Consider the following 21,985-nt stretch of genomic DNA (forward strand, 5'->3'; position numbering starts at 1 on the left):
CGCGACTGCAAACTTAAACCTCTACCCCCGTCTAAATTCACTTAACAAAATAGCGGTTGCCGTAGCCACATTTAAGCTTTCCGTAGCTTGCAAATCGCCAAATCTTGGAATGGTTATTTTCTCTGTAATTAAAGCTTCCACAGTTTTAGACACGCCGTTAGCTTCATTCCCCATGACCAAAATTCCTTGTTCTGGCAATGCTATTTTATAAACCTCATCGCCGTCCATAAAGGCGCCGTAAATAGGTAAATCTACATCATTAAAAAAGGTTTCCAAATCCACATAACTAATATTCACCCGGGTAATAGACCCCATAGTAGCTTGTATCACTTTTGGGTTAAAACAATCCACTGTAGCTTTACTACACACCAATTCTTTAACGCCAAACCAGTCGCAAAGTCTAATGATAGTTCCTAAATTCCCAGGGTCGCGCACATCGTCCAAAGCTACAATTAATCCTTTGGTATCAATAGGGGCTTGTTTTGGAATTTCAAAAACAGCCATGGCTTTATTTGGTGTTTTCAAAAAACTAATACGCTTTAAATCGGTTTCAGAAATTAAAACCTCATCTTTGGCATCAATCTTGAACGATTCCGTCGTATATAATACGTGGAGTTTTAAATGAGACGCCAACAGTTCTTTTATTGTTTTAACCCCTTCAACAACAAAAAAACCTAGGTCCTGTCTATATTTTTTTTGCTTTAAACTCGTTATTAATTTTATTTGGCTTTTACTTAGCATGCCTTTTTTAAATTTTTTATAAAGAAAAAGAAAATATTAGTAACATTGGCCTTGACCATAATTTTTAAGTTGAAAAAATGTATTTTTGAACGCCTAACATATATTTTAATTATTTTTTTCAGTTGAAATAAACTTTAAACAAATTTAACCCCTATTAACTATTAGCACATTTGAAAGCTCAACTCAAAAATATATTAATTTTAATAGTTTGCTTTTCCGGACTTACCGCATGTAACACTTTAAAACGAGTTGCTGAAGATGACCATATACTTTCGGAAAACACGATTCTTGTTAATGGTAAAAAAGAAAGCTCGGAAACTCTAAACAATTTGCTTTACCAAAAACCGAACACTAAAATTCCGTTTTTAGGGCTCCCTTTACGCTTAGTTATTTATAATTTAGCCCGACCAAATATAGATTCTATTATAGATGCTCGGCTTAATTCTAGACCCAATAAACAAAAACATTTAGAAAATTTCTTATCAAAAAAACAACTCAATAAATATTTAGACTCTAAAAAAGCATTTAATACTTGGTTAAAAAAAACAGGTGAAGCTCCCGTTATTGTAAACGAATTAAAAACAAAAAAATCGATAACCCGCCTAAACGATTACTACATTAATAACGGCTGGCTAGATGTAGAAACTAATTACACCATTAATAACACCAGTGATAAACGCGCAAAAATTGAATACCAAGTAAACACGGGAAAACCTTTTATTATAGATTCCATTACCACAAATATTAAATCGCCCATTATTGATACACTGTATCAAAAAATAAAAAAGGAAAGTTTAATTAAAAGTAATGAGCAATATAAAACCTTAAATTTTGAACAAGAACGTGAGCGCATAGCAAACAATATTAGAAATTCTGGTGTGTACCACTTTAGCCCCGATTATATTACGATGGATATTGACACCATTGGCACCAATAAAAAAATGAATGTTGGCATCCATATTCAAGATCGTGCCATTAGAAATCAAGACTCTATAACTCGGGTTCCTTTTAAAATTTTCACCATTAGAGATGTTAATATTATTACCGATTACTCTTTTGAAAACCGTGGAAAACCTTTTCAAGATTCTATAAAATACAATGGCTATAATATTTATGCTTACAATAAAATAAAATATAGACCCCGAGCCCTTACCGATGCCATGTTTATTAATGTAGGTACCATTTTTAAAGATTTAGACCGAACAAGAACAAACCGTCACCTTAACGAGCTACGCACCTTTAAATACCCAAACATTGAGTATTATGAACATGAAGACCATACGCTAACCGATACCATTAGGCTTACACCATTAAAAAAATTCAACTTTGGTTTTAGTACCGATGTGTCTAAAAGCAATATTCAAAATTTCGGATTTTCCATAAATCCAAGTTTACAAATACGAAATATATTTAGAGGCGCTGAAACCTTTCAAGTTTCAGGAATAGCATCTATTGGATCTTCCATTGATAAAAATAATCCCAGCGATCCTTTTTTTGATATTAATGAATTTGGCATCGATTTAAAATTAACCATTCCAAGGTTACTTTCGCCTTTTTATACCGAGCGTATTATCCCCAAATACATGTCGCCCAGTACAAGTATTAGTTTATCAACTACGAGCCAAACTAATGTTGGCCTCGATAAAGAAACCTTTAGCGGTATGTTTAGCTATAAATGGAAACCTAATAATAGTGCTACCAACAAATTAGATATTTTCAATATTCAGTATATTAATAATCTCAACATAAAAAATTATTTTAGAGTCTATTCAACTTCTTTCAACACTTTAAACGGCATCGCTCAAGATATTGGTTACATTTCCGATGATGCAGATTTAAACGTCCCAAATCCCGACAACCCAAATAACGAAGCCGATGCTTTTATAGCCTACGCCCTTGCCGATGATACACCTTCGGAAATATCAACCAGTCAATTATCAACCATTCAAGCTATAGACGAACGTAAAACACGGCTTACCGAAAACAACTTAATTTTATCATCTGCTTTTAGTTTTACACAAGACGGACGAACGAATATTTTTGACGAAGATTTTTCAATCTTTAAATTTAAAATCGAACTCGCTGGTAATTTATTATCCAGTGCATCCAACCTATTAGGACTTAGCAAAGACGAAAAAGGACGATACGAATTACTAAACGTAGCGTTTTCACAATATGTAAAAACAGAATTAGACTATACCAAACATTGGGATTTAGGAAGCAAAAACGTACTCGCTATGCGTAGCTTTTTCGGTATTGCTATTCCTTACGGAAACTCTACAAGTATTCCGTTTTCAAAGAGTTTCTTTGCTGGTGGCCCCAATGATAATCGCGCCTGGTCGGCCTATAATTTAGGCCCAGGAAATTCGCAAACCACAAATGAGTTTAACGAAGCCAACCTTAAAATTGCCCTAAATTTAGAACACAGGTTTAACTTATTCGGAAACTTAAACGCTGCTTTTTTTATAGATGCTGGAAACATTTGGAATGTATTTGACGACGTAGAAACCGAAGGTGCGACCTTCGATAACTTCAACTCATTAAAAGATATCGCCATAGGTTCTGGAACCGGTTTACGCTACGACTTTAGTTTCTTTGTTTTTAGGTTCGATGTTGGCTTTAAAACCTATAACCCATCCAACGAAACTCAAAAACGTTGGTTTAACGAATATAACTTCTCCAATGCCGTGTATAACATTGGCATAAACTACCCTTTTTAACCCTCTATTTATTTCTATTTTCACTATAACGTTTTAGTAAAATTTACATTTTTCAACACAATAAATACAAAGGTTTTATTTAAAAATTCATTACTTTTGATAACTTAGTAATTATAAATAAATAATTTAAAATGGGACACAATATAAAACCAGGTGTAGCTACAGGCCTAGAAGTACAAGCAATTTTTAATCACGCTAAAGCAAACGGATTCGCTTTACCTGCCGTAAACGTAATTGGATCGGATACCATTAACGGTGTTTTAGAAACAGCAGCCGAATTAAATGCGCCAGTAATAATCCAATTTTCTAATGGTGGTGCGCAATTTAATGCAGGTAAAGGCTTAAGCAACGACGGTCAAAAAGCAGCAATTGCTGGTGGTGTTGCAGGTGCAAAACACGTACACACTTTAGCCGAAGCTTACGGTGTTCCAGTAATTTTACATACCGATCACTGTGCTAAAAAATTATTACCTTGGATCGATGGTTTATTAGACGCTAGTGAAGTGCACTTTAAAGAAACTGGAAAACCATTATTCAGTTCTCACATGATTGACCTTTCTGAAGAGCCAATTGAAGAAAACATCGCAATTTGTAAAACATACCTAGAACGCATGTCTAAAATGGGCATGACACTAGAAATCGAATTAGGTATTACAGGTGGTGAAGAAGATGGTGTAGATAATTCAGATGTTGATGATTCTAAATTATACACACAACCAGAAGAAGTTGCTTACGCTTATGAAGAATTAAGTAAAGTAAGCCCACAATTTACAATTGCAGCAGCTTTTGGAAATGTACACGGTGTTTACAAACCAGGAAACGTAAAATTAACACCGAAAATCTTAAAAAATTCTCAAGAATTTATCACTAAAAAATACGGTGTAGAAGAAAACCATATCGATTTCGTATTCCACGGTGGATCTGGTTCTACTGTAGAAGAAATTAGAGAAGGAATTAGCTACGGGGTTATCAAAATGAACATCGATACCGATTTACAATATGCTTTTATGGAAGGTATTCGTAACTACATGGGAGACAAAGCGGAGTATTTAAAAGCTCAAATTGGAAACCCTGACGGATCTGATGCTCCAAACAAAAAATATTACGACCCAAGAGTTTGGTTACGCGAAGGTGAAAAAACCTTTGTTACCCGTTTAAAGAAAGCTTTTGAAGATTTAAACAACATAAACACCCTATAAATTTAGGTCGTTTTAACACATATATAATAAGGCTCTGCATCGCGCGGAGCCTTTTTTACGCTTAATTAACTGTATTACAAACAATTAAACTATAAAAACTAATAAAATGACTTTGGCGTTACCGCAAAATTAAAAAAAGGTTTAATTTTGCGGTCAGGCTTTCCGCTGTATCTTTTTTGTTTTACTTAAAATGGCTTACCATTTCAAATAAAACAAAAAAGGATGCCGCATCAATCCTTAACGCAGTTAACGGCTTAATATTAAAGCTTTAAACTTTAAAACACACATTACTATGTCTTGGTTTAAAAGAAAAACAAAAGGTATTACTACAACTACGGAAGAAAAAAAAGACACACCCAAAGGGCTGTGGTATAAATCTCCAACAGGTAAAGTTGTTGATGCCGAAGAATTAGAAAAAAACTTTTACGTAAGCCCAGAAGACGGCTACCACGTAAGAATAGGAAGTAAAGAATATTTCGAAATCCTTTTCGACGATAATACATTTAAAGAATTAGATAAAAATCTAGATTCTAAAGATCCCTTAAAATTCGAAGACACTAAAAAATATCCAGCGCGTTTAAAAGCCGCACAAGAAAAAACAAACCTAAAAGATGCCGTACGCTGCGCCGTAGGAAAATCTAAAGGAAAAGACCTTGTAATAGCTTGTATGGATTTCGCTTTTATTGGTGGATCTATGGGTAGTGTTGTTGGAGAAAAAATTGCACGCGCTGCCGATTATTCTTTAAAAAACAACCTACCATTAATGGTCATCTCAAAATCTGGAGGAGCAAGAATGATGGAAGCGGCATTATCTTTAATGCAATTAGCTAAAACATCAGTAAAACTAGCTCAATTAGCCGATGCTGGTATTCCATACATCTCGCTTTGTACAGACCCTACAACAGGAGGCACAACCGCATCCTTCGCTATGCTAGGCGATATCAATATTAGTGAACCAGGCGCCTTAATTGGCTTCGCAGGGCCTAGAATTGTACGCGATACTACTGGAAAAGAATTACCAGAAGGTTTTCAAACCGCAGAATTTTTATTAGAACACGGTTTCTTAGATTTTATTACCCTAAGAAAAGATTTAAAAAGCAAAGTAAATCAATACATCGATTTAATTACAAATCAACCGTTGAGAGCTTAAAAACACGTAACAAAGGAAATTCAAAATTTCTAATAGAACAATTTATTCTTCATTAGAAAAAAATTAAAATATAAAAAAAGCGTTTCAAGATTTTGAAACGCTTTTTTTATCACTTATAACTTCGAAATTACTAAAGCTCTAATGCTTTTTTAACATCGTTATCCATTAATAATTCTATTGGGTTTTCTAAAGCTTCTTTTACAGCAACCAAGAATCCTACACTTTCCTTACCATCAATAATTCTATGGTCGTAAGATAAGGCCACATACATTATTGGACGAATAACCACCTGCCCATCTACAGCAATAGGACGCTCAACAATGTTGTGCATACCTAAAATACCACTTTGTGGTGGATTAATAATTGGTGTAGATAACATACTTCCAAAAACACCTCCATTAGTGATCGTAAAGGTTCCTCCGGTCATTTCATCAACTGTAATTTGCCCGTCTCTTGCACGAAGTGCTAAACGTTTTACTTCAGATTCCACGCCTCTAAACGATAAGTTTTCGGCATTTCTAATAACTGGAACCATCAATCCTTTTGGACCTGAAACGGCAATACTAATATCGCAAAAATCGTATGATAACATTTCTTTACCATCCATCATAGAATTCACTGCTGGATACATTTTTAACGCTCTAACCACCGCTAAAGTAAAGAAACTCATAAACCCTAAACCAACGCCATGTTTGGCTTTAAAGGTTTCTTTGTATTCTGATCGTAATGCAAAAATAGGCGACATATCAACTTCGTTAAACGTCGTTAACATAGCCGTTGTATTTTTCACCTCAACTAAGCGTTCGGCTACTTTTCTACGCAACATAGACATTTTACTTCTAGAAGTACCACGGCTACCACCTGTTGGGGTTCCCATAGAAGGCACTGCTTTTACAGCATCCTCTTTAGTGATACGTCCTGCTTTCCCTGTACCGGTAATCGAGGCTGCATCAATGCCCTTTTCAGCCAAAACTTTTTTAGCTGCTGGACTTGCAGAACCTGTAGCATAGGTTTTAGTTTCCGCCGCTTTTGGAGCTTCCACTTTTGGTGTTTCTACCTTAGCTTCTGCTTTTGGTGCTTCACCACCTGCTGGTTTTTCTGCGCTTGTATCAATTAAACAAACTACAGCTCCAACTTCTACAGCATCACCTTCTTCCGCTTTAAGTGTAATAGTCCCACTCACTTCCGCTGGTAATTCTAAGGTTGCTTTATCACTATCAACTTCTGCAATAGCTTGGTCTTTTTCAACGTAATCGCCGTCTTCAACTAACCAAGTCGCTATTTCTACTTCTGTAATAGATTCGCCTGGTGAAGGCACTTTCATTTCTAAAATCATTTTTTATAATTTTAATGGTATATGAATTTTATTTTTTTTTAATTTCCAAAAACTTCGTCAATAACACGACGTTGTCTTCGTTTATCTCTAGTACTAGATCCTGGCGCTGGTACAGAATTAAAAGGACGCGATGCTACTTCTAGCTTCACTAAATCCATGCGCTGTGCCATGTGCATCCAAGCTCCCATATTTTTTGGTTCTTCTTGAGCCCAAACATAGGTTTCTACATTTGAATATCTATCTATAACGCTTTGTATTTTTTCTAAATGTAGTGGAAATAATTGCTCTATTCTTACTAGTGCAATATCTTCTCGTCCAAGTTCTTCACGTTCCGCCAATAAATCGTAATAAAATTTACCTGTACAGAACACTAATTTCTTAACGTTTGTTGGGTTAATGGTATCATCGATAACTTCTTCAAACTGACCATTTGCTAAATCTTTAATACTAGACACCGCTTTTGGATGACGCAATAAACTTTTAGGCGTGAAAACAATTAAAGGTTTTCTATAATTACGTTTCATTTGGCGACGTAACAAGTGGAACATATTTCCAGGTGTGGTACAATCGGCAACCGTCATATTATCCTCTCCACATAATTGTAAGTAACGTTCTATTCTTGCCGATGAATGCTCCGAGCCTTGCCCTTCATAGCCATGTGGTAATAATACAACAATACCATTTTGAGATTTCCATTTATCTTCCGCAGCCGATAAATATTGATCGAATATAATTTGAGCACCGTTACTAAAATCACCAAACTGAGCTTCCCATATAGTTAATGTATTCGGATTTGCCATCGCATAACCATAATCGAACCCTAACACACCATATTCTGATAAAAAGGAATTATAAATATCCATTTTACCTTTATTTTCTGGGTTGGTATTTAAAAGATTAATACGTTCTTCTGAAATTTCGTCGCGTAAAATAGCATGACGGTGACTAAATGTACCACGTTCTACATCTTGTCCAGAGATACGTACATTAAAACCTTCTTCAAGTAAACTTCCATAAGCTAAGGTTTCTGCCATACCCCAATCTAAGGTATCGGTTTCAAAAACCATTTTAGCACGTCCAGCAAGAATACGTTCTGCTTTACGCAAAAACTTAACACCTTCTGGTACTGTAGAAACCACTCTAGAAATCCCTTCTAAACGCTCCTTAGAATAGGTTGTATCTTCTGGTTTTAACATAGATTCTATTCCCTGACGTTCAAAACTATCCCAACGTTCTTGCATAAATTCGCGAACTACCGAAGATTTTGATTCTTTAGCTTTTGCGTATTCTCCTTCTAATGTTCCTTTAAAATCTGAAATAATTTTATCAACATACGCTTGATCAATCGTTTTTTCAGCGATTAATTTATCGGCATAAATTTTAAATGGGTTAGCATGTTTCGAAATTTGTTTATATAACTTAGGCTGGGTAAATCGAGGTTCATCACCTTCATTATGGCCATATTTTCTATAACCTAATAAATCGATATACACATCTTTTTTATAACGCATTCTGTATTCTAATGCCATTTCCACAGCGTGAACAACCGCTTCTGCATCATCAGCATTTACGTGTAAAACAGGCGATAAGGTTACTTTTGCAACATCTGTACAATAAGTACTAGATCTCGCGTCTAAATAATTGGTTGTAAAACCAATTTGATTGTTTACCACAATATGTACCGTTCCACCAGTTTTATAACCAGCCAATTTACTCATTTGTCCCACTTCATAAACAACACCTTGACCAGCTATGGCGGCATCTCCATGTACAATTATTGGTAAAATTTTAGAATCATCACCATTATAGTCACTATCAATTTTTGCACGAGTAATCCCTTCGGCTACTGGCCCAACAGTTTCTAAATGCGATGGATTTGGCACCAAATTCATCTTGATATTTTTACCATTTTGGTATGTTTTATCAAGGGTTAAACCAAGGTGGTATTTTACATCACCATCGATATCCATATCTTCAAAATCCTTTCCATCAAACTCACTAAAAAGTTCGTGTAAAGGTTTTCTAAAAATATTAACCAAAGTACTTAAACGTCCACGGTGTGCCATACCTAAAACACATTCTTTAACACCGTATTTTTCTACAGCATAAAAAAGCGCATTACTTAAGGCAGGGATTAAAGATTCTCCTCCTTCTAAAGAAAAACGTTTTTGCCCAACATATTTAGTTTGTAAAAAGTTTTCGAAAGTAACCGCTTGGTTAAGCTTTGAAAGAATATACTTTTTAGTCTCTGTAGAAAAATTAGGTTGATTATCGTTAACATTAAGCTGACTTTGCCACCAACCAATCACCTCGGGGTTACGTAAGTACATGTACTCTACACCTATAGAGCTACAATAGGTTTTATTGAGGTGAACAATAATTTCACGAAGTGTTTTTGTTCCAATACCAAGAATTTCTCCGGCAGTAAAAACGGTATCTAAATCGTTTGCGCTAAGTCCGAAATTTTCGATATCCAAAGTTGGTTCATAAGTACGACGATTACGCACAGGATTTGTTTTTGTAAACAAATGTCCACGCATTCTATAGCCATCGATAAGCCTTACTACTTGAAATTCTTTTTGAACTTGTTCTGGTATTTGTGCAGAAACGTTTTCTACGGTTTCTGCTTCAAATTCGCTGTTTTCACTACCAAAATCATATCCTTGAAAAAAAGCTCTCCAACTCGGTTCTACCGAATCTGGGCTTTGTAAATATTGATCGTATAAGTCAGCAAAATATGCTGTGTGTGCTGCATTTAAAAATGAAAATTTATCCATTGCTATTTTTAATCCCTTGTAGGTTAGTCAAAATATTTTTCAAAAATACAACTTTTAGTAAAATTAGAGGTTTCTTTAACTATATTTATGCAAATATTGTTCATTTAGCGAATACACCAGTAATTACTGTTAAATTCTTAATCTTTTCTAATTCCTATGAAACTTTTTTTCTCAATTAACAAAGGCTTTCTTGTTTTTTCAATCTTTTTTATTGTTCTGGTTAACCAATCCAATTCTCAAAATTTTAAAAGTGATTTTTGGAACCATGTAAAATACGGTGGTGGTATTGGCTTAAATTTTGGCGATGGCTTTTTTAGTGGCACTTTAGCTCCAAATGCGGTTTATGAATTTAACAATTCATTTTCTTTAGGATTAGGAATAAACGGCACCTATAATAGTCAGAAAAACGCTTATAAATCCACTATTTTGGGTGGTAGTCTCATTGGATACTACAATCCATTAAGGGAAATTCAACTTTCTGCAGAATTTGAACAACTTAATGTAAACCGTAAGTATAATGTAAATTTAAATATCCCAAATGATAACTACTGGATTCCCGCTTTATATTTTGGAGCCGGTTACAGAAATGGCAACGTTACTTTTGGTATTCGTTACGATGTATTATACGACCAAGATAAAAGCATATACTCCGAAGCTTGGGCGCCATTTGTTCGGTTTTATTTCTAAATACCTACCCAAAACAAAAATTAATCTTTAAACCTGACTTTTGTCATATTCTATGATTGGCTTTGTTATTAATTTCGCTTCAACTAATTAAGACAAAATTGTCTTTTTTAAAAAACTATTTTAAATAACTAAAAACCAACACTAATGAAACAATCACATTTATTATTTGGCTTCACCTTATTAAGCGGATTATTACTAAATTCTTGTTTTGATTCTAAAGAAAAAGAATACCAAAGCACAGCTGATATTCCTGTAAGTAGAGAAATGATAGCGGAATTAACATCGCCCCCGCACGTCCCCACTCCTGTTGGCCGACGAAAAGCCAAAAAACTAATTGTAGAAATGGAAATTCTTGAGAAAGAAGGCGAAATGACCGATGGCGTAAAATACATGTACTGGACCTTTGGCGGTACCGTTCCGGGAAGTTTTATAAGAACTCGTGTTGGAGACGAAGTAGAATTTCATTTGCAAAATCACCCAGATAATAAGTTACCTCACAATATAGACATGCACGCCGTTACTGGACCAGGTGGTGGAGCCGAATCCTCCTTTGTAGCACCAGGACATGAAAAAACCTTTAGTTTTAAAACATTAAATCCTGGCTTATTTGTTTACCACTGTGCAACTGCTCCTGTGGGCATGCATATTGCCAATGGTATGTACGGCTTAATTTTGGTTGAACCCGAAGGCGGACTACCTCCTGTAGATAAAGAATACTACATTATGCAAGGCGATTTCTATACCAAAGGTGCTAATGGCGAACGTGGTTTACAACCCTTCGATATGCAGAAAGCCGTTGATGAAAATGCCGATTACGTCGTATTTAACGGCAAAGTAGGCGCACTTACTGGCGACAACGCTTTAACCGCAAAAGTAGGTGAAACCATTAGATTGTTTGTTGGTAACGGTGGCCCTGGTTTGGTATCTTCTTTTCACGTTATTGGAGAAATATTCGACAAAGTACATGTTGAAGGAGGCGACCTAATTAACGAAAACGTACAAACCACATTAATTCCTGCTGGCGGCGCCGCCATGATGGAGTTTAAAGTGGATGTTTCTGGCACTTTTATTTTGGTCGATCACTCTATTTTTAGAGCCTTTAATAAAGGAGCTTTAGGCATGCTGAAAGTAGAAGGTGAAGAAAACAAAACACTTTATTCTGGTGAAATTCGTGATGATATTTACTTACCAGAAGGCCCTGGAATACAAAATATGCCAACAACCGATGAAATTGTAGCTTCGGAAATTCCGGCAAAATCTTTTGAAGAACAAATGGAATTTGGAAAACAAACCTATATGCAAACCTGCTTTGCTTGTCACCAAGCCGAAGGACAAGGTATTCCAAACGCCTTTCCGCCTTTAGCTAAATCCGATTATTTAAATGCCGATGTCGATCGTGCCATAGGCATTGTGCTTCATGGTAAAACGGGTGAAATAACCGTTAATGGCAACAAATACAATAGTGTCATGACCAGACAAATGCTTTCTCCAGATGAAATTGCAAACGTATTAACCTATGTTTATAACAGCTGGGGCAACTCTAAAAAAGTCGTTACAAAAACCATGGTAGAAAAAGTAAAAAACAGTAAATAATTAATAGTATTATGAAAAACCTAGCCTTTAGATTATTGTTTGTTTTGTTGGTTATCCAAACATGTGCTTTTAGCCAATCTAAAGGTATGGTTTATATTGAGGGTAGCAGATACATTCCATTATATGGGAGAGATTCTACGGTGGTTGAAGTTAAAGATTTTGAAATAGATGTTTACCCAGTTACCAATGGAGAATATGAGAAGTTTGTTTTGGAACACCCAAAATGGCAAAAATCTAAAATTCTAAAATTATTTTCAGATAAAAGTTATTTAGCCAATTGGAAATCGGACATAGAACTCAAAGATTCCGAAAACCCAAATAGCCCCGTAACTTATATATCGTGGTACGCCGCAAAAGCTTATTGCGAATGCCAAGACAAACGCTTACCCACTATAGACGAATGGGAATACGTGGCCATGGCAGACGAAACCACTAAAGACGCTCGCGTAAAACCAGAATTCAATAAACAAATACTCTCTTGGTATGAAGCGCCGCACTCTAACGAAAACACTATTGGTTTACACCCTAAAAACGTATGGGGCGTTTACGACCTACACGGCTTAGTTTGGGAATGGACTTTAGACTTTAATTCGGTTTTAATTACAGGAGAATCTAGAAAAGACGTTGATAAAGATTCTAATTTATTCTGCGGAAGTGCGGCATTAAACGCTACCGATTTAATGAACTATGCCGCCTTTATGCGTTACGCTATTCGCGGAAGTTTAAAAGCAAAATATTCAATGAAAAACTTAGGGTTTCGTTGTGTGAAACCTATTAAAAAATAATTATTATGAAACCACTTAAATATATCCTCATCCTTTTTGCTACAGGTTTACTATTCCAAAACTGTCATTCTGATAAAAAGAAAAACACTGAAATGGCACAAGTTTATAAGTGTCCAATGACCTGTGAAGATGATAAAACATACAGTGCTCCAGGAAACTGTAATATCTGCAAAATGGACTTAGTAGCTATTGATGAAACTCCAAAAACACAGGTAAATGACGATAACATTTCCGAGGAATCGATATTCAATTTAACTTCAAACTGGCACACCGAAGAAAATAAAACCATTCAATTAAAAGAACTCAAAGGAAAGACTTTGGTGATGGTTATGATTTATACCTCCTGCAAAGCCGCCTGCCCTAGGTTAGTTGCCGATATGCGTAATATTGAAGCCCAACTTCCTGATGATAAAATAAAAGATCTACAATTTGTTTTAATCAGTATCGACCCGACAACAGACACGCCAGAACGCTTAAAATCTTTTGCTATAGAAAATATGATGGATGGCGAACAATGGATGTTTCTCCAAGGGACAGAAAGTGGTGTACGCGAATTCGCCAATGTACTCTCTGTAAAATACAAAGAAATTTCACCAATAGATTTTTCACATTCAAACATTATAAGCGTGTTTAATCCCGCAGGCGAATTAATTCATCAACAAGAAGGTTTAGGGGTGGATAATAAAGAAACCATTGCAAGCATATTAAAAACTGTTGAATAAAAAGGACGCAACTTTTCAGATAAAACTAAATTAAACCACTTTATTTTTTATCAAATTAAACAGTATTAAAGCAATTCCAAAAGGCAATAACGTACTGCAAAGAAAAAGCAAAAGGTAATAGTTTGACAACATGCCGCTTCCAACAAAAAACTTATAACCTTGAATAAGCAGTAGCATTTCGGTTAAAACAAAGCCCAGTAAAAAGCTATAAATTCCAATATAAAGCCTTTTAGAATAGGCGAGTAAATTATTTTTCAGAATAAAAGAAAACAGAAATCCAGAAATAACGCCAAGCATTAATAAGTGAATAAAACCAATTACAAAATTACGATGTGTATAAACCACATTTGAAAATTCTGAAACGATGGAACTGGCCTGAAAAACCGTTTTTAAAATAAAGCACAACACGGCAAAACGATATAAATTAAGGACGACTAGGCTATCTTTATTAACTTTTTGATACGCTTTAAACTTAATAAGTTTTAGGAATAAAACAAGTGTTACAAGCTGTAAAATAACACCAACACCATTTATCCAAGGTAAGATAGGATGTGGCGCAAACCACTGAATAGGAAGCGCAAAAGTTAATACAGTCGAGATCACTAAAACCCAATAAAAAAGCTTGAATTGCTTTGTATTTTCAACTTGAAATAGATGAAAAAACACAGCGAAAACAGCCATTAAAAACCAACCGTTAAACTGAAAGTGTAAAAAGAATTGGATCGCTATTTGATAAAAAGCCGATGCTTGCCCTAGCATAGACACCGCTGGCCCTAAGCACCAAACGCCTGCTGTGGAAACCAACATAAATACTAGCGCCGTTTTTAGTAAACGACTAACCACTACAGATTCCGTTTTATGATGTTTCCAAACTAGATAAGCGAAATAATAACTACAAAAAATATGCAAGGTTGAAAAGGAAATTGAAACCGCCGCATAGCCTTGAAACGGAAAACTACACATCATGCCTAAAACCGCAAATTCTGTTAACCAAAACAACTTTGTAAAAGCAGGTTTCTTGTCTGGTACAAAATAATGCACCATACAAACATAAAGCATTAAATACACCCAACCCAGCATGGCTATATGCGAATGTGCATGGGTTAAAAACCTATAATTTAACCCCACAAAACCAATAAAAGAATAGCGCAATGCTAAACCCATTAAGGCGGCTATTAAAAAATTAACTAAACAAACTACAACAAACTTTTTAGGCATTATTATGTTTTATAAACTACTAAATTAAAAATAAAAATCCCAAAAGGTTTAATAAACGTTCTGGGATTAGAACACGACTTAAAAAAGTTAGTGATTCAAACTACCAATTAAAATGACGGCTTAAGCGCATAAAATATAACAGATGTGTTTTTAATACTAAGCGTGTAACACAAGTACTGGCTTTGGTATTTTAGAAATGCTTATTTGAGTGCTTTTCTGTGAAAATAAAGTGTCTAAAACACGCTCCTTTTTCATAAATACAACTAAAACATCAATAGGATTTGTTTGCAAATAAGTGAGTAACGCAAATTCCATTGGCACGCCATTTACAACATGATATTTACATGCCAATATGGATAAGTTAGACTTATCCTCTTTCTCTATTTTTTGGTTTTCATGATTTGGATTAATCCTTAAAACATGTAAATTTAATTGATACGCCTCTATAAATTCCAATAAATCCAGGTAATGTTTCCCTTCAATATGATCACGAGAATCTAAGGGTAAAAACAATTCTTTCATTGGAGAAAATTTATAATCTTCAGGAATAGCCAAGGTTTTACAATGCACTTTTTTAATAACATTTATGGTGTTACTTCCAAAAAGTACTTCTTTAGCACCACTAATTCCATTGGTTCCCATCACAATAAAATCGATATGCTTAGTTTTCACCGCTTGTTTTACAGCATCGGTAAAAACATCAAAATCGATATGAATTTCAAATTGATGCTTATCATTTTTATAAGTAGTCTTTAATTCTTCAGAAATACTATTTAATTTCTCTCTTGGTACTTTTGTAATAGATTGGTAAATGCTTTCTTTAGGAGAATGCATTAAATCATCGGACACAAAACTTCTTATTTTATGTACATGCATTAAATAAAATGTACAGATTTCGTTTTTAAAAAAGTGCATGGCATAATGCATAGCATTTTTTGAATTGCTCGAAAAATCTGAAAGTAAGAGTATATTTTTCATGATATTACAGATTAATTCTTAAAACTATTCAAAATAAAAAAGAAATACTATGATAAAAATCAATTTTCCAATTACTGAAAACCCTTGAAACATAAACCTAATAATGCTCCAAGAGTTACACTAATAAAATTTGCTATTAATTAAACTGTTTCTCTAATTTCACTGCCTTTGGAAATAAAATATTATTTTCTAAATGAATGTGTAAATGCAAATCTTTTTCAAATTCATCGAGCATGGCATAAGTAACTCTATAAGTATTACAAGCATCTGCAGGCGGCGTATAATTATCCGTAAGTTCTGCTATTTGTCTAAAACGTTCGCCTTCGGTATCATGTTCCTCCATCATCATAGCTATAGGGTTTTCAACGGTTCCAAAATGCGGTGCTTGCACGGCTCCATTTTCTAAAGTGGCTTTCACCATTTTTTTTATGAATGGAAAAAGGATCAATTCTTCTTTTTTTAAATGTGCCGATAATTCGCCGGCCGATGCTGTAAACAATTCATTAATTTTAAAAAGCTCCGGATGGTGCTCGCCGTGCACTCGGCATAATTTATCTAAAAACTGACGTAATACAGGGATTTTTTCTTCCACATAGCGGTGATGGGTTTTCTCAATATATTCTGCCAATAAATCTAAAGGCCAAGATTTATAATCTATAGATTGTCCGGTAGACGTATTTAATACGGCTTCGAGTTCGTCTAGCAATCTATTACGGTCTATACCTTTCTTTTGGCAAGCTTCTTCAATAGATCGGTTGCCGTTACAACAAAAATCAATTTTATATTTAGAAAAAACCGCAGCGGTTCTAAAATCTTCGGCAACAAATTGCCCAATGTGTTTTTGAGTGTCTTTATGTAGTGTTTCCATAGGTTGTTTTATTTCGGATAAATTTATCCTATTTATGTTTAAAAAATTTTTTATGTCTTTAAAAATGCTGTTCCAGATTTAATATTAAGCGCTAACTCTTCCAACGTGGTATTTTCTAACATGTTTTTAAGCTCGTCTCTAACAATTTTAAACTTGTCGTGTGCGGGACATGGGTGGTTTTCATCGCACTTTTCCATACCTAAACCACAACCAACATATATTTTATCGCCATCAATGGCTTTTACTATTTGCGCTAATTTAACTTCGGAAATTCTATCTTTTTGAATTTCGAAACCACCGTGAGCCCCTTTTATAGAATTTACAACATGATGCCTAACTAAGGATTGCAATATTTTTGCTGTGAACGCTTGAGGCGAATTAATTTTTTCGGCTATTTCTTTAGGGCTAACACGCAAACCCTCATAAGATTTTGTAGCAATAAAAATAGCTGCTTTAATTCCGTATTCACAAGCTTTAGAAAACATAATGATAATTTTGAGTTACAAATATACAAAGATTTTTTAAATAGGATAAAAACATCTTTATTAAATTTTAGGAATATTTATTTCGAAACCAGACCTTTTGCCATTCCCTTTTCAGAATTAAAAATGAAACCGCTTCGGAGAGCATTAATACATCATCGCCGTTTAGCGCTTTCACATCTTTTTCCGGAACATCAATAATGTAAAGCAAGTTTAAATACTCGGTAAATTTTTCCTGAATAAGTCTATAGACCGTTTCGTGCAACAATAGCTTTAAACTAGACGGTAACACGTCTTCATGAAAATCTAAATCCACATTGGCCAACAAAAAATCTTTATTAAGTTGTAAAATAAGTTGTTTGTATAAATCCAAAGCGTTAGCTTCTTCAATTAACTGATTAAAATTAGTTGGTACTTGCATCATTGAGATTTACACTTCTGTGGAAAAAATAAATTTTAAACTACACGGCTCATTAAATTACTACCAAAAGTTTTAAGCGTCGCTTTTTTACCTTCCGGAATATTTAAAGATTCTAAGACTTCAAAAGCTTTTAACGTATAAGTTTCTATAGCTTTTTTAGTAGCATCGGCAGATCCTGAATTTACAAAAAACAGTTTTGCTTTTTCTATTTTAGTGGCCACATCTTCTGGATTAGATGCAAATAACTGAGTAAGCTCGGCACTATCCGTTTCATTCGAAAACTCCAAAGCTTTTAAATACAAATAGGTTTTTTTATTTTCTATAATATCGCCACCAACTTGTTTTCCAAAGGTTTCTGGATCGCCAAAAGCATCCAAATAATCGTCTTGCAATTGAAACGCAATCCCTAAATAACGTCCGAAACTATAAATATGATCTTGATCTTCTTTTGACGCTTTTGTTACAATAGCACCCATTTTCATGGCAGCAGCCACTAAAACTGCGGTTTTATATTCAATCATTTTTAAATACTCTACCACCGTAACATCGGTTCGTGTTTCAAAATCAACATCATATTGTTGCCCTTCGCAAACCTCTAAAGCGGTTTTACTAAATAGTTTTGCGAGCTCAAGAAACACAGGGGCTTCGTAATTTTCAAAAAGTTGATATGCCATAATTAGCATAGCATCACCCGAAAGAATCCCGGTATTTATATCCCATTTTTCATGGACCGTTTTATGTCCTCTACGCAAAGGAGCATCGTCCATAATATCATCATGAACTAAAGAAAAGTTATGAAAAACTTCGATACTTAAAGCCGCGTTTAGAGCTTCTTTATAATCGCCTCCAAAAATATCGGCAGCCATTAAAGTTAAAACAGGACGCAACCGCTTTCCTCCTAATTCTAAAATGTATTGGATAGGTTGATACAGGTTTTTAGGTTCTTTTGCTGTTGAATAATTTTTTAAAAAATCAACAAATTCCTTTTGGTATTTTTCTATTACAAGCATGGCACAAAAATAAACCAATTGATCACATTAATAACTCAGAACGTAAATTTAATATTAAAAAATCATTAAAACTTAGGAAACTATTTTTGTTTTTAAAGTTTCCTATTGTACATTTGTTGCAAATTATGAAAGAGAAGATAATAAAAAAAGCCACCGATTTGTTTTTAAACCTAGGGTTTAAAAGCGTTACCATGGATGATATTGCTCATGAAATGGGCATATCTAAAAAAACCATTTATGTTCATTTCACTAACAAAACCAAACTTGTAGAAGCTGTTTCGTTTTCTGTTTTTGATGTTATTTGCGATGGCATTGATGGTATTTGTAGCACATCATTAAATCCCATTGAGGAACTATACGACATAAAAATGTTTGTCATGAACCATTTGGAGCGCGAGAACTCGTCTCCTCAATTTCAACTAAAAAAATATTACCCTCAAATATATGCAACACTCCATTTAAAACAATTTGAAAAAATGCACGACTCGGTTTGCGAAAGTCTTAAAAGAGGTGTAGATACCGGATTGTTTCGTGACAATATTGATATCAACTTTATATCTCGAATGTATTTCAATGGTATGTCTGGCATAAAAGATCATAGCATTTTTCCTTTGGAGCTATTTTCAATGCATTATTTAATGGAAAGCTATTTAGAGTATCACCTTAGAGCTATTGTTACCGAAAAAGGATTCAAAATTTTAAACCAATTTATAACCACTAACCAATTATAAAAATGAAAAACAAACTAATTGTATTTTTTAGTTTATTAATTTCTATAACAGCTGCTGCTCAAGAAAATATACAGCATTTTTCTTTAGAAGAAGCGATTTCTTTTGCCTTAGAAAATAATAGAACTGCAAAAAACGCCAGCCGCGATATCGAAGCTGCCAAGCAACAAAAATGGGAAACTACTGCTACCGGTTTACCGCAACTTAGCGCCTCCGTAGATTATCAAAACAGCATAAAACAGCAGCTACAAGTTGCCGAGGCCTCTGCCTTTGGTGGTCCTGAAGGTGAATACGTTGCCTTAGCCTTAGGCTTAAAACAAAGTTTAATAGGATCTACTACTTTAAGTCAGCTGCTTTTTGATGGTTCTTATATCGTAGGCTTACAATCTGCTAAAGTGTATTTAGAAATATCTAAAAACGCCAAAGCTAAAACAGATTTAGAGGTTAGAAAAGCTGTTGTTAATGCTTATGGCAATGTTTTATTAACCGAAGAAAGTGTCTCTATTTTAGAACGTAACAAAGCAACACTTCAAAAAAACCTGGATGAAACTACCAAAATTTACGAAAATGGTTTAGAAGAAGAAGAAAGTGTAGAGCAATTAAAAATAACACTTTCTAGCATTAACAGCACCCTAAACAATAGTAAAAGGCTAAAAAAAGTAGCCTACCAAATGTTTAATATTACCTTAGGTTTAGATATTGATAATAACACCGTACTCACAGATAATCTAGAAACTTTAACTGCAAAAAACATCGATTTAGAGTTTACAAACAATCCCTTTTCTGTAGAAAACACCATAGATTATAAAATTGCAGAAAACGACAAAACTTCTAAAGAATTATTATTAAAACTAGAAAAATACAAAACATTACCTACGCTTAGCGCATTTATGACGGGAGGATACAGCGCCTACAGTCCAGAATTCACCTTTTTAGATAGCGACCAAAAATACTACGGTTATGCTATATTTGGAGCAAAATTGAGTATTCCTATTTTCTCTTCGGGAGGAACAAATTCTAAAATAAAACGCGCCCAAATAAACTTAGAAAAAGCTAAAGATGATTTAACTGAAACGGAACAACAACTAAAACTTCAAATCGCATCGGCAACAAGCGATTATCAATATGCCATTGAAGAATACAGCAATAAAAAAGAAAACTTAAATTTAGCCGAACGTATCGAGAAAAAAAATCAAACCAAATTTTTCGAAGGTATCGCCTCTAGCTTCGAGCTACGACAAGCACAAACCCAACTTTATTCGGCACAGCAAGATTTTTTACAAGCCATGCTTAATGTTATAAATAATAAAGTGGCATTAGAAACCATAACGAATCAATCAAATTAAACCAATCAACTTAATTTAGTAAACTCAGCAATATCATGAAATACATATATTCACTATTACTTACAACCCTAATTCTTTCATCTTGTGGTGGTAAAAAAAACCAATCTGTTGAAGAAATTATTGCAACAGATAACCTTGAATTAATTAGAGAAAAGAAAACAGAATTAGACCTTTCTGCTCAACAAATTTCTACGCAATTAAAACAACTAGAAGCAAAAATAAAAAGCCTTAACCCACAAACTAAAATACCTTTAATAACAACATTTACAGTTAAGGAAAGTGTTTTTACACATTTTGTAGAATTACAGGGGAGTGTAGATACGAAACAAAACTTAATAATTTTCCCAGAATATTCGGGTGTTTTAACCAAAGTGTATGTTAAAGAAGGTCAAAAAGTAAATAAAGGACAAATACTTGCAAAAATTGACGATGGCGGTTTAAGTCAGCAATTAGCACAAATTCAAATTCAAACCAATTTAGCTAAAACCACCTTTGAACGTCAAGAGCGCCTATGGAACCAAAAAATAGGCAGTGAAATTCAATTTTTACAAGCCAAATCTAGTTTTGAAGCGCAACAAGAAGCTGTAAACCAATTAGAACAACAAGTGAGTAAAACGGTAATTCGCGCACCGTTTTCTGGAACGATAGACGATGTTATTACCGATCAAGGTAGTGTTGTGGCTGCGGGGCAATCGCAACTATTTAGAATTGTAAATTTAAACAACATGTTTATTGAAACTGAAGTTCCAGAACGTTACGTATCAGACATTACAAAAGGTAAAGATGTTAAAATCAATTTCCCAATATTAGGAAAAGAAATAGACGCTAAAGTTCGCCAAGCTGGAAATTTTATTAATCCAGCAAATAGAACTTTTAAAGTTGAAGTTGAAATTCCAAATAAAAACGGAGATATAAAACCAAACCTTACAGCTAAACTTAAAATTAACGATTACACCAATAACAAGGCCTTTTTAATTCCGCAAAGCATCATTTCAGAAAATGCCGAAGGCCAACAATACGTTTACACGATAACCGATAAAAGTAACAATATAGCTAAAGCAAAACGTGTTATTATAGAAACAGGAAAAACACAAGGAGATTTAATTGAAGTATTATCTGGTGTAGAACACAACGAAGAAATTATTGTTGAAGGCGCACGTAGCGTGAAAGAAGGACAAAACGTAAAAATTCTTGAAAATAACGCTAACTAATTATAAAAACCAA

Annotated in this window: 19 protein-coding genes; 10 read left to right on the forward strand and 9 right to left on the reverse strand. The window is 34.3% G+C overall.

The features are described from left to right. Positions 1-21 precede the first annotated feature (21 nt). Positions 22-741, reverse strand: a complete 720-nt coding sequence (locus FQU21_RS12085) for a TrmH family RNA methyltransferase (RefSeq protein WP_147678255.1) — start codon at positions 739-741, stop codon at positions 22-24. 170 nt (positions 742-911) lie between these two features. Between FQU21_RS12085 and tamL the strand changes: the two genes are divergently transcribed. The 3 genes from tamL (at position 912) to accD (ending at position 5,810) form a co-directional block, all read left to right on the forward strand. Beyond that, positions 912-3,461 (forward strand): translocation and assembly module lipoprotein TamL, encoded by a 2,550-nt coding sequence (gene tamL / locus FQU21_RS12090; protein WP_147678256.1) that lies wholly within the window; start codon positions 912-914, stop codon positions 3,459-3,461. A 131-nt stretch (positions 3,462-3,592) separates the two neighbouring features. Next, the gene (gene fbaA / locus FQU21_RS12095) at positions 3,593-4,660 is read left to right on the forward strand and encodes a class II fructose-bisphosphate aldolase (RefSeq protein ID WP_147678257.1); all 1,068 of its coding nucleotides are present in this window, start codon (positions 3,593-3,595) and stop codon (positions 4,658-4,660) included. A 292-nt stretch (positions 4,661-4,952) separates the two neighbouring features. Further along, positions 4,953-5,810 carry an acetyl-CoA carboxylase, carboxyltransferase subunit beta gene (accD, locus tag FQU21_RS12100; protein WP_147678258.1) on the forward strand — a complete coding sequence of 286 codons (858 nt, stop codon included), beginning with the start codon at positions 4,953-4,955 and terminating at the stop codon, positions 5,808-5,810. A 130-nt stretch (positions 5,811-5,940) separates the two neighbouring features. Here the strand turns inward: accD and odhB are convergent, their stop codons facing one another. Further along, positions 5,941-7,146 (reverse strand): 2-oxoglutarate dehydrogenase complex dihydrolipoyllysine-residue succinyltransferase, encoded by a 1,206-nt coding sequence (gene odhB / locus FQU21_RS12105; protein WP_147678259.1) that lies wholly within the window; start codon positions 7,144-7,146, stop codon positions 5,941-5,943. 38 nt (positions 7,147-7,184) lie between these two features. Then, positions 7,185-9,923, reverse strand: coding sequence for a 2-oxoglutarate dehydrogenase E1 component (locus FQU21_RS12110; RefSeq protein ID WP_147678260.1), 2,739 nt, complete (start codon positions 9,921-9,923; stop codon positions 7,185-7,187). A 156-nt stretch (positions 9,924-10,079) separates the two neighbouring features. On the opposite strand from FQU21_RS12110, the gene FQU21_RS12115 reads away from it, so the two are divergent. The 4 genes from FQU21_RS12115 (at position 10,080) to FQU21_RS12130 (ending at position 13,710) form a co-directional block, all read left to right on the forward strand. Continuing rightward, complete coding sequence (locus FQU21_RS12115; RefSeq protein WP_147678261.1) at positions 10,080-10,610, forward strand: alpha-ketoglutarate decarboxylase; 531 nt, start codon at positions 10,080-10,082, stop codon at positions 10,608-10,610. Between the two features lie 144 nt (positions 10,611-10,754). Further along, a complete protein-coding gene (gene nirK / locus FQU21_RS12120; protein WP_147678262.1) occupies positions 10,755-12,203 on the forward strand; it encodes a copper-containing nitrite reductase in 1,449 nt (482 codons plus the stop codon). An 11-nt stretch (positions 12,204-12,214) separates the two neighbouring features. Continuing rightward, entirely contained in the window at positions 12,215-12,988 is a 774-nt protein-coding gene (locus FQU21_RS12125; protein WP_147678263.1) for a formylglycine-generating enzyme family protein, read from the forward strand. 5 nt (positions 12,989-12,993) lie between these two features. Next, positions 12,994-13,710 (forward strand): SCO family protein, encoded by a 717-nt coding sequence (locus FQU21_RS12130; protein WP_147678264.1) that lies wholly within the window; start codon positions 12,994-12,996, stop codon positions 13,708-13,710. A 30-nt stretch (positions 13,711-13,740) separates the two neighbouring features. On the opposite strand, the gene FQU21_RS12135 is transcribed toward FQU21_RS12130, so the two are convergent. From FQU21_RS12135 to FQU21_RS12160, 6 genes are all read right to left on the reverse strand, one after another. After that, positions 13,741-14,928, reverse strand: a complete 1,188-nt coding sequence (locus tag FQU21_RS12135) for a hypothetical protein (protein WP_147678265.1) — start codon at positions 14,926-14,928, stop codon at positions 13,741-13,743. A gap of 156 nt (positions 14,929-15,084) precedes the next feature. Next, a complete protein-coding gene (locus FQU21_RS12140; RefSeq protein ID WP_147678266.1) occupies positions 15,085-15,906 on the reverse strand; it encodes a universal stress protein in 822 nt (273 codons plus the stop codon). 136 nt (positions 15,907-16,042) lie between these two features. Continuing rightward, complete coding sequence (gene ric, locus FQU21_RS12145) at positions 16,043-16,774, reverse strand: iron-sulfur cluster repair di-iron protein (RefSeq protein WP_147678267.1); 732 nt, start codon at positions 16,772-16,774, stop codon at positions 16,043-16,045. A gap of 50 nt (positions 16,775-16,824) precedes the next feature. Next, the gene (locus FQU21_RS12150) at positions 16,825-17,259 is read right to left on the reverse strand and encodes an RrF2 family transcriptional regulator (RefSeq protein ID WP_147678268.1); all 435 of its coding nucleotides are present in this window, start codon (positions 17,257-17,259) and stop codon (positions 16,825-16,827) included. A 67-nt stretch (positions 17,260-17,326) separates the two neighbouring features. Continuing rightward, the gene (locus FQU21_RS12155; protein WP_147678356.1) at positions 17,327-17,677 is read right to left on the reverse strand and encodes a hypothetical protein; all 351 of its coding nucleotides are present in this window, start codon (positions 17,675-17,677) and stop codon (positions 17,327-17,329) included. A gap of 35 nt (positions 17,678-17,712) precedes the next feature. Then, positions 17,713-18,687 carry a polyprenyl synthetase family protein gene (locus FQU21_RS12160; RefSeq protein WP_147678269.1) on the reverse strand — a complete coding sequence of 325 codons (975 nt, stop codon included), beginning with the start codon at positions 18,685-18,687 and terminating at the stop codon, positions 17,713-17,715. A 125-nt stretch (positions 18,688-18,812) separates the two neighbouring features. On the opposite strand from FQU21_RS12160, the gene FQU21_RS12165 reads away from it, so the two are divergent. Genes FQU21_RS12165 through FQU21_RS12175 form a run of 3 tightly spaced genes read left to right on the forward strand, consistent with a single transcriptional unit; the run spans position 18,813 to position 21,972 of the window. Beyond that, positions 18,813-19,418, forward strand: a complete 606-nt coding sequence (locus tag FQU21_RS12165; RefSeq protein ID WP_147678270.1) for a TetR/AcrR family transcriptional regulator — start codon at positions 18,813-18,815, stop codon at positions 19,416-19,418. 2 nt (positions 19,419-19,420) lie between these two features. Then, the gene (locus FQU21_RS12170; protein WP_147678271.1) at positions 19,421-20,761 is read left to right on the forward strand and encodes a TolC family protein; all 1,341 of its coding nucleotides are present in this window, start codon (positions 19,421-19,423) and stop codon (positions 20,759-20,761) included. Between the two features lie 35 nt (positions 20,762-20,796). Then, positions 20,797-21,972 (forward strand): efflux RND transporter periplasmic adaptor subunit, encoded by a 1,176-nt coding sequence (locus FQU21_RS12175; RefSeq protein ID WP_147678272.1) that lies wholly within the window; start codon positions 20,797-20,799, stop codon positions 21,970-21,972. Positions 21,973-21,985 lie beyond the last annotated feature (13 nt).

Origin of the sequence: Algibacter pacificus (assembly GCF_008033385.1) — a bacterium.
GTDB classification, from domain to species: Bacteria; Bacteroidota; Bacteroidia; order Flavobacteriales; family Flavobacteriaceae; genus Algibacter; species Algibacter pacificus.

Excerpts from the sequence above, each read along its gene's own strand:
- FQU21_RS12140 (WP_147678266.1), bottom strand. The coding sequence starts at position 15,906 with ATGAAAAATATACTCTTACTTTCAGATTTTTCGAGCAATTCAAAAAAT.
- FQU21_RS12165 (WP_147678270.1), top strand. The coding sequence starts at position 18,813 with ATGAAAGAGAAGATAATAAAAAAAGCCACCGATTTGTTTTTAAACCTA.
- accD (WP_147678258.1), top strand. The coding sequence starts at position 4,953 with ATGTCTTGGTTTAAAAGAAAAACAAAAGGTATTACTACAACTACGGAA.
- FQU21_RS12130 (WP_147678264.1), top strand. The coding sequence starts at position 12,994 with ATGAAACCACTTAAATATATCCTCATCCTTTTTGCTACAGGTTTACTA.
- FQU21_RS12110 (WP_147678260.1), bottom strand. The coding sequence starts at position 9,923 with ATGGATAAATTTTCATTTTTAAATGCAGCACACACAGCATATTTTGCT.
- ric (WP_147678267.1), bottom strand. The coding sequence starts at position 16,774 with ATGGAAACACTACATAAAGACACTCAAAAACACATTGGGCAATTTGTT.
- FQU21_RS12085 (WP_147678255.1), bottom strand. The coding sequence starts at position 741 with ATGCTAAGTAAAAGCCAAATAAAATTAATAACGAGTTTAAAGCAAAAA.
- fbaA (WP_147678257.1), top strand. The coding sequence starts at position 3,593 with ATGGGACACAATATAAAACCAGGTGTAGCTACAGGCCTAGAAGTACAA.
- FQU21_RS12115 (WP_147678261.1), top strand. The coding sequence starts at position 10,080 with ATGAAACTTTTTTTCTCAATTAACAAAGGCTTTCTTGTTTTTTCAATC.
- FQU21_RS12170 (WP_147678271.1), top strand. The coding sequence starts at position 19,421 with ATGAAAAACAAACTAATTGTATTTTTTAGTTTATTAATTTCTATAACA.
- FQU21_RS12155 (WP_147678356.1), bottom strand. The coding sequence starts at position 17,677 with ATGCAAGTACCAACTAATTTTAATCAGTTAATTGAAGAAGCTAACGCT.
- nirK (WP_147678262.1), top strand. The coding sequence starts at position 10,755 with ATGAAACAATCACATTTATTATTTGGCTTCACCTTATTAAGCGGATTA.
- FQU21_RS12135 (WP_147678265.1), bottom strand. The coding sequence starts at position 14,928 with ATGCCTAAAAAGTTTGTTGTAGTTTGTTTAGTTAATTTTTTAATAGCC.
- FQU21_RS12175 (WP_147678272.1), top strand. The coding sequence starts at position 20,797 with ATGAAATACATATATTCACTATTACTTACAACCCTAATTCTTTCATCT.
- FQU21_RS12125 (WP_147678263.1), top strand. The coding sequence starts at position 12,215 with ATGAAAAACCTAGCCTTTAGATTATTGTTTGTTTTGTTGGTTATCCAA.
- odhB (WP_147678259.1), bottom strand. The coding sequence starts at position 7,146 with ATGATTTTAGAAATGAAAGTGCCTTCACCAGGCGAATCTATTACAGAA.
- FQU21_RS12150 (WP_147678268.1), bottom strand. The coding sequence starts at position 17,259 with ATGTTTTCTAAAGCTTGTGAATACGGAATTAAAGCAGCTATTTTTATT.
- FQU21_RS12160 (WP_147678269.1), bottom strand. The coding sequence starts at position 18,687 with ATGCTTGTAATAGAAAAATACCAAAAGGAATTTGTTGATTTTTTAAAA.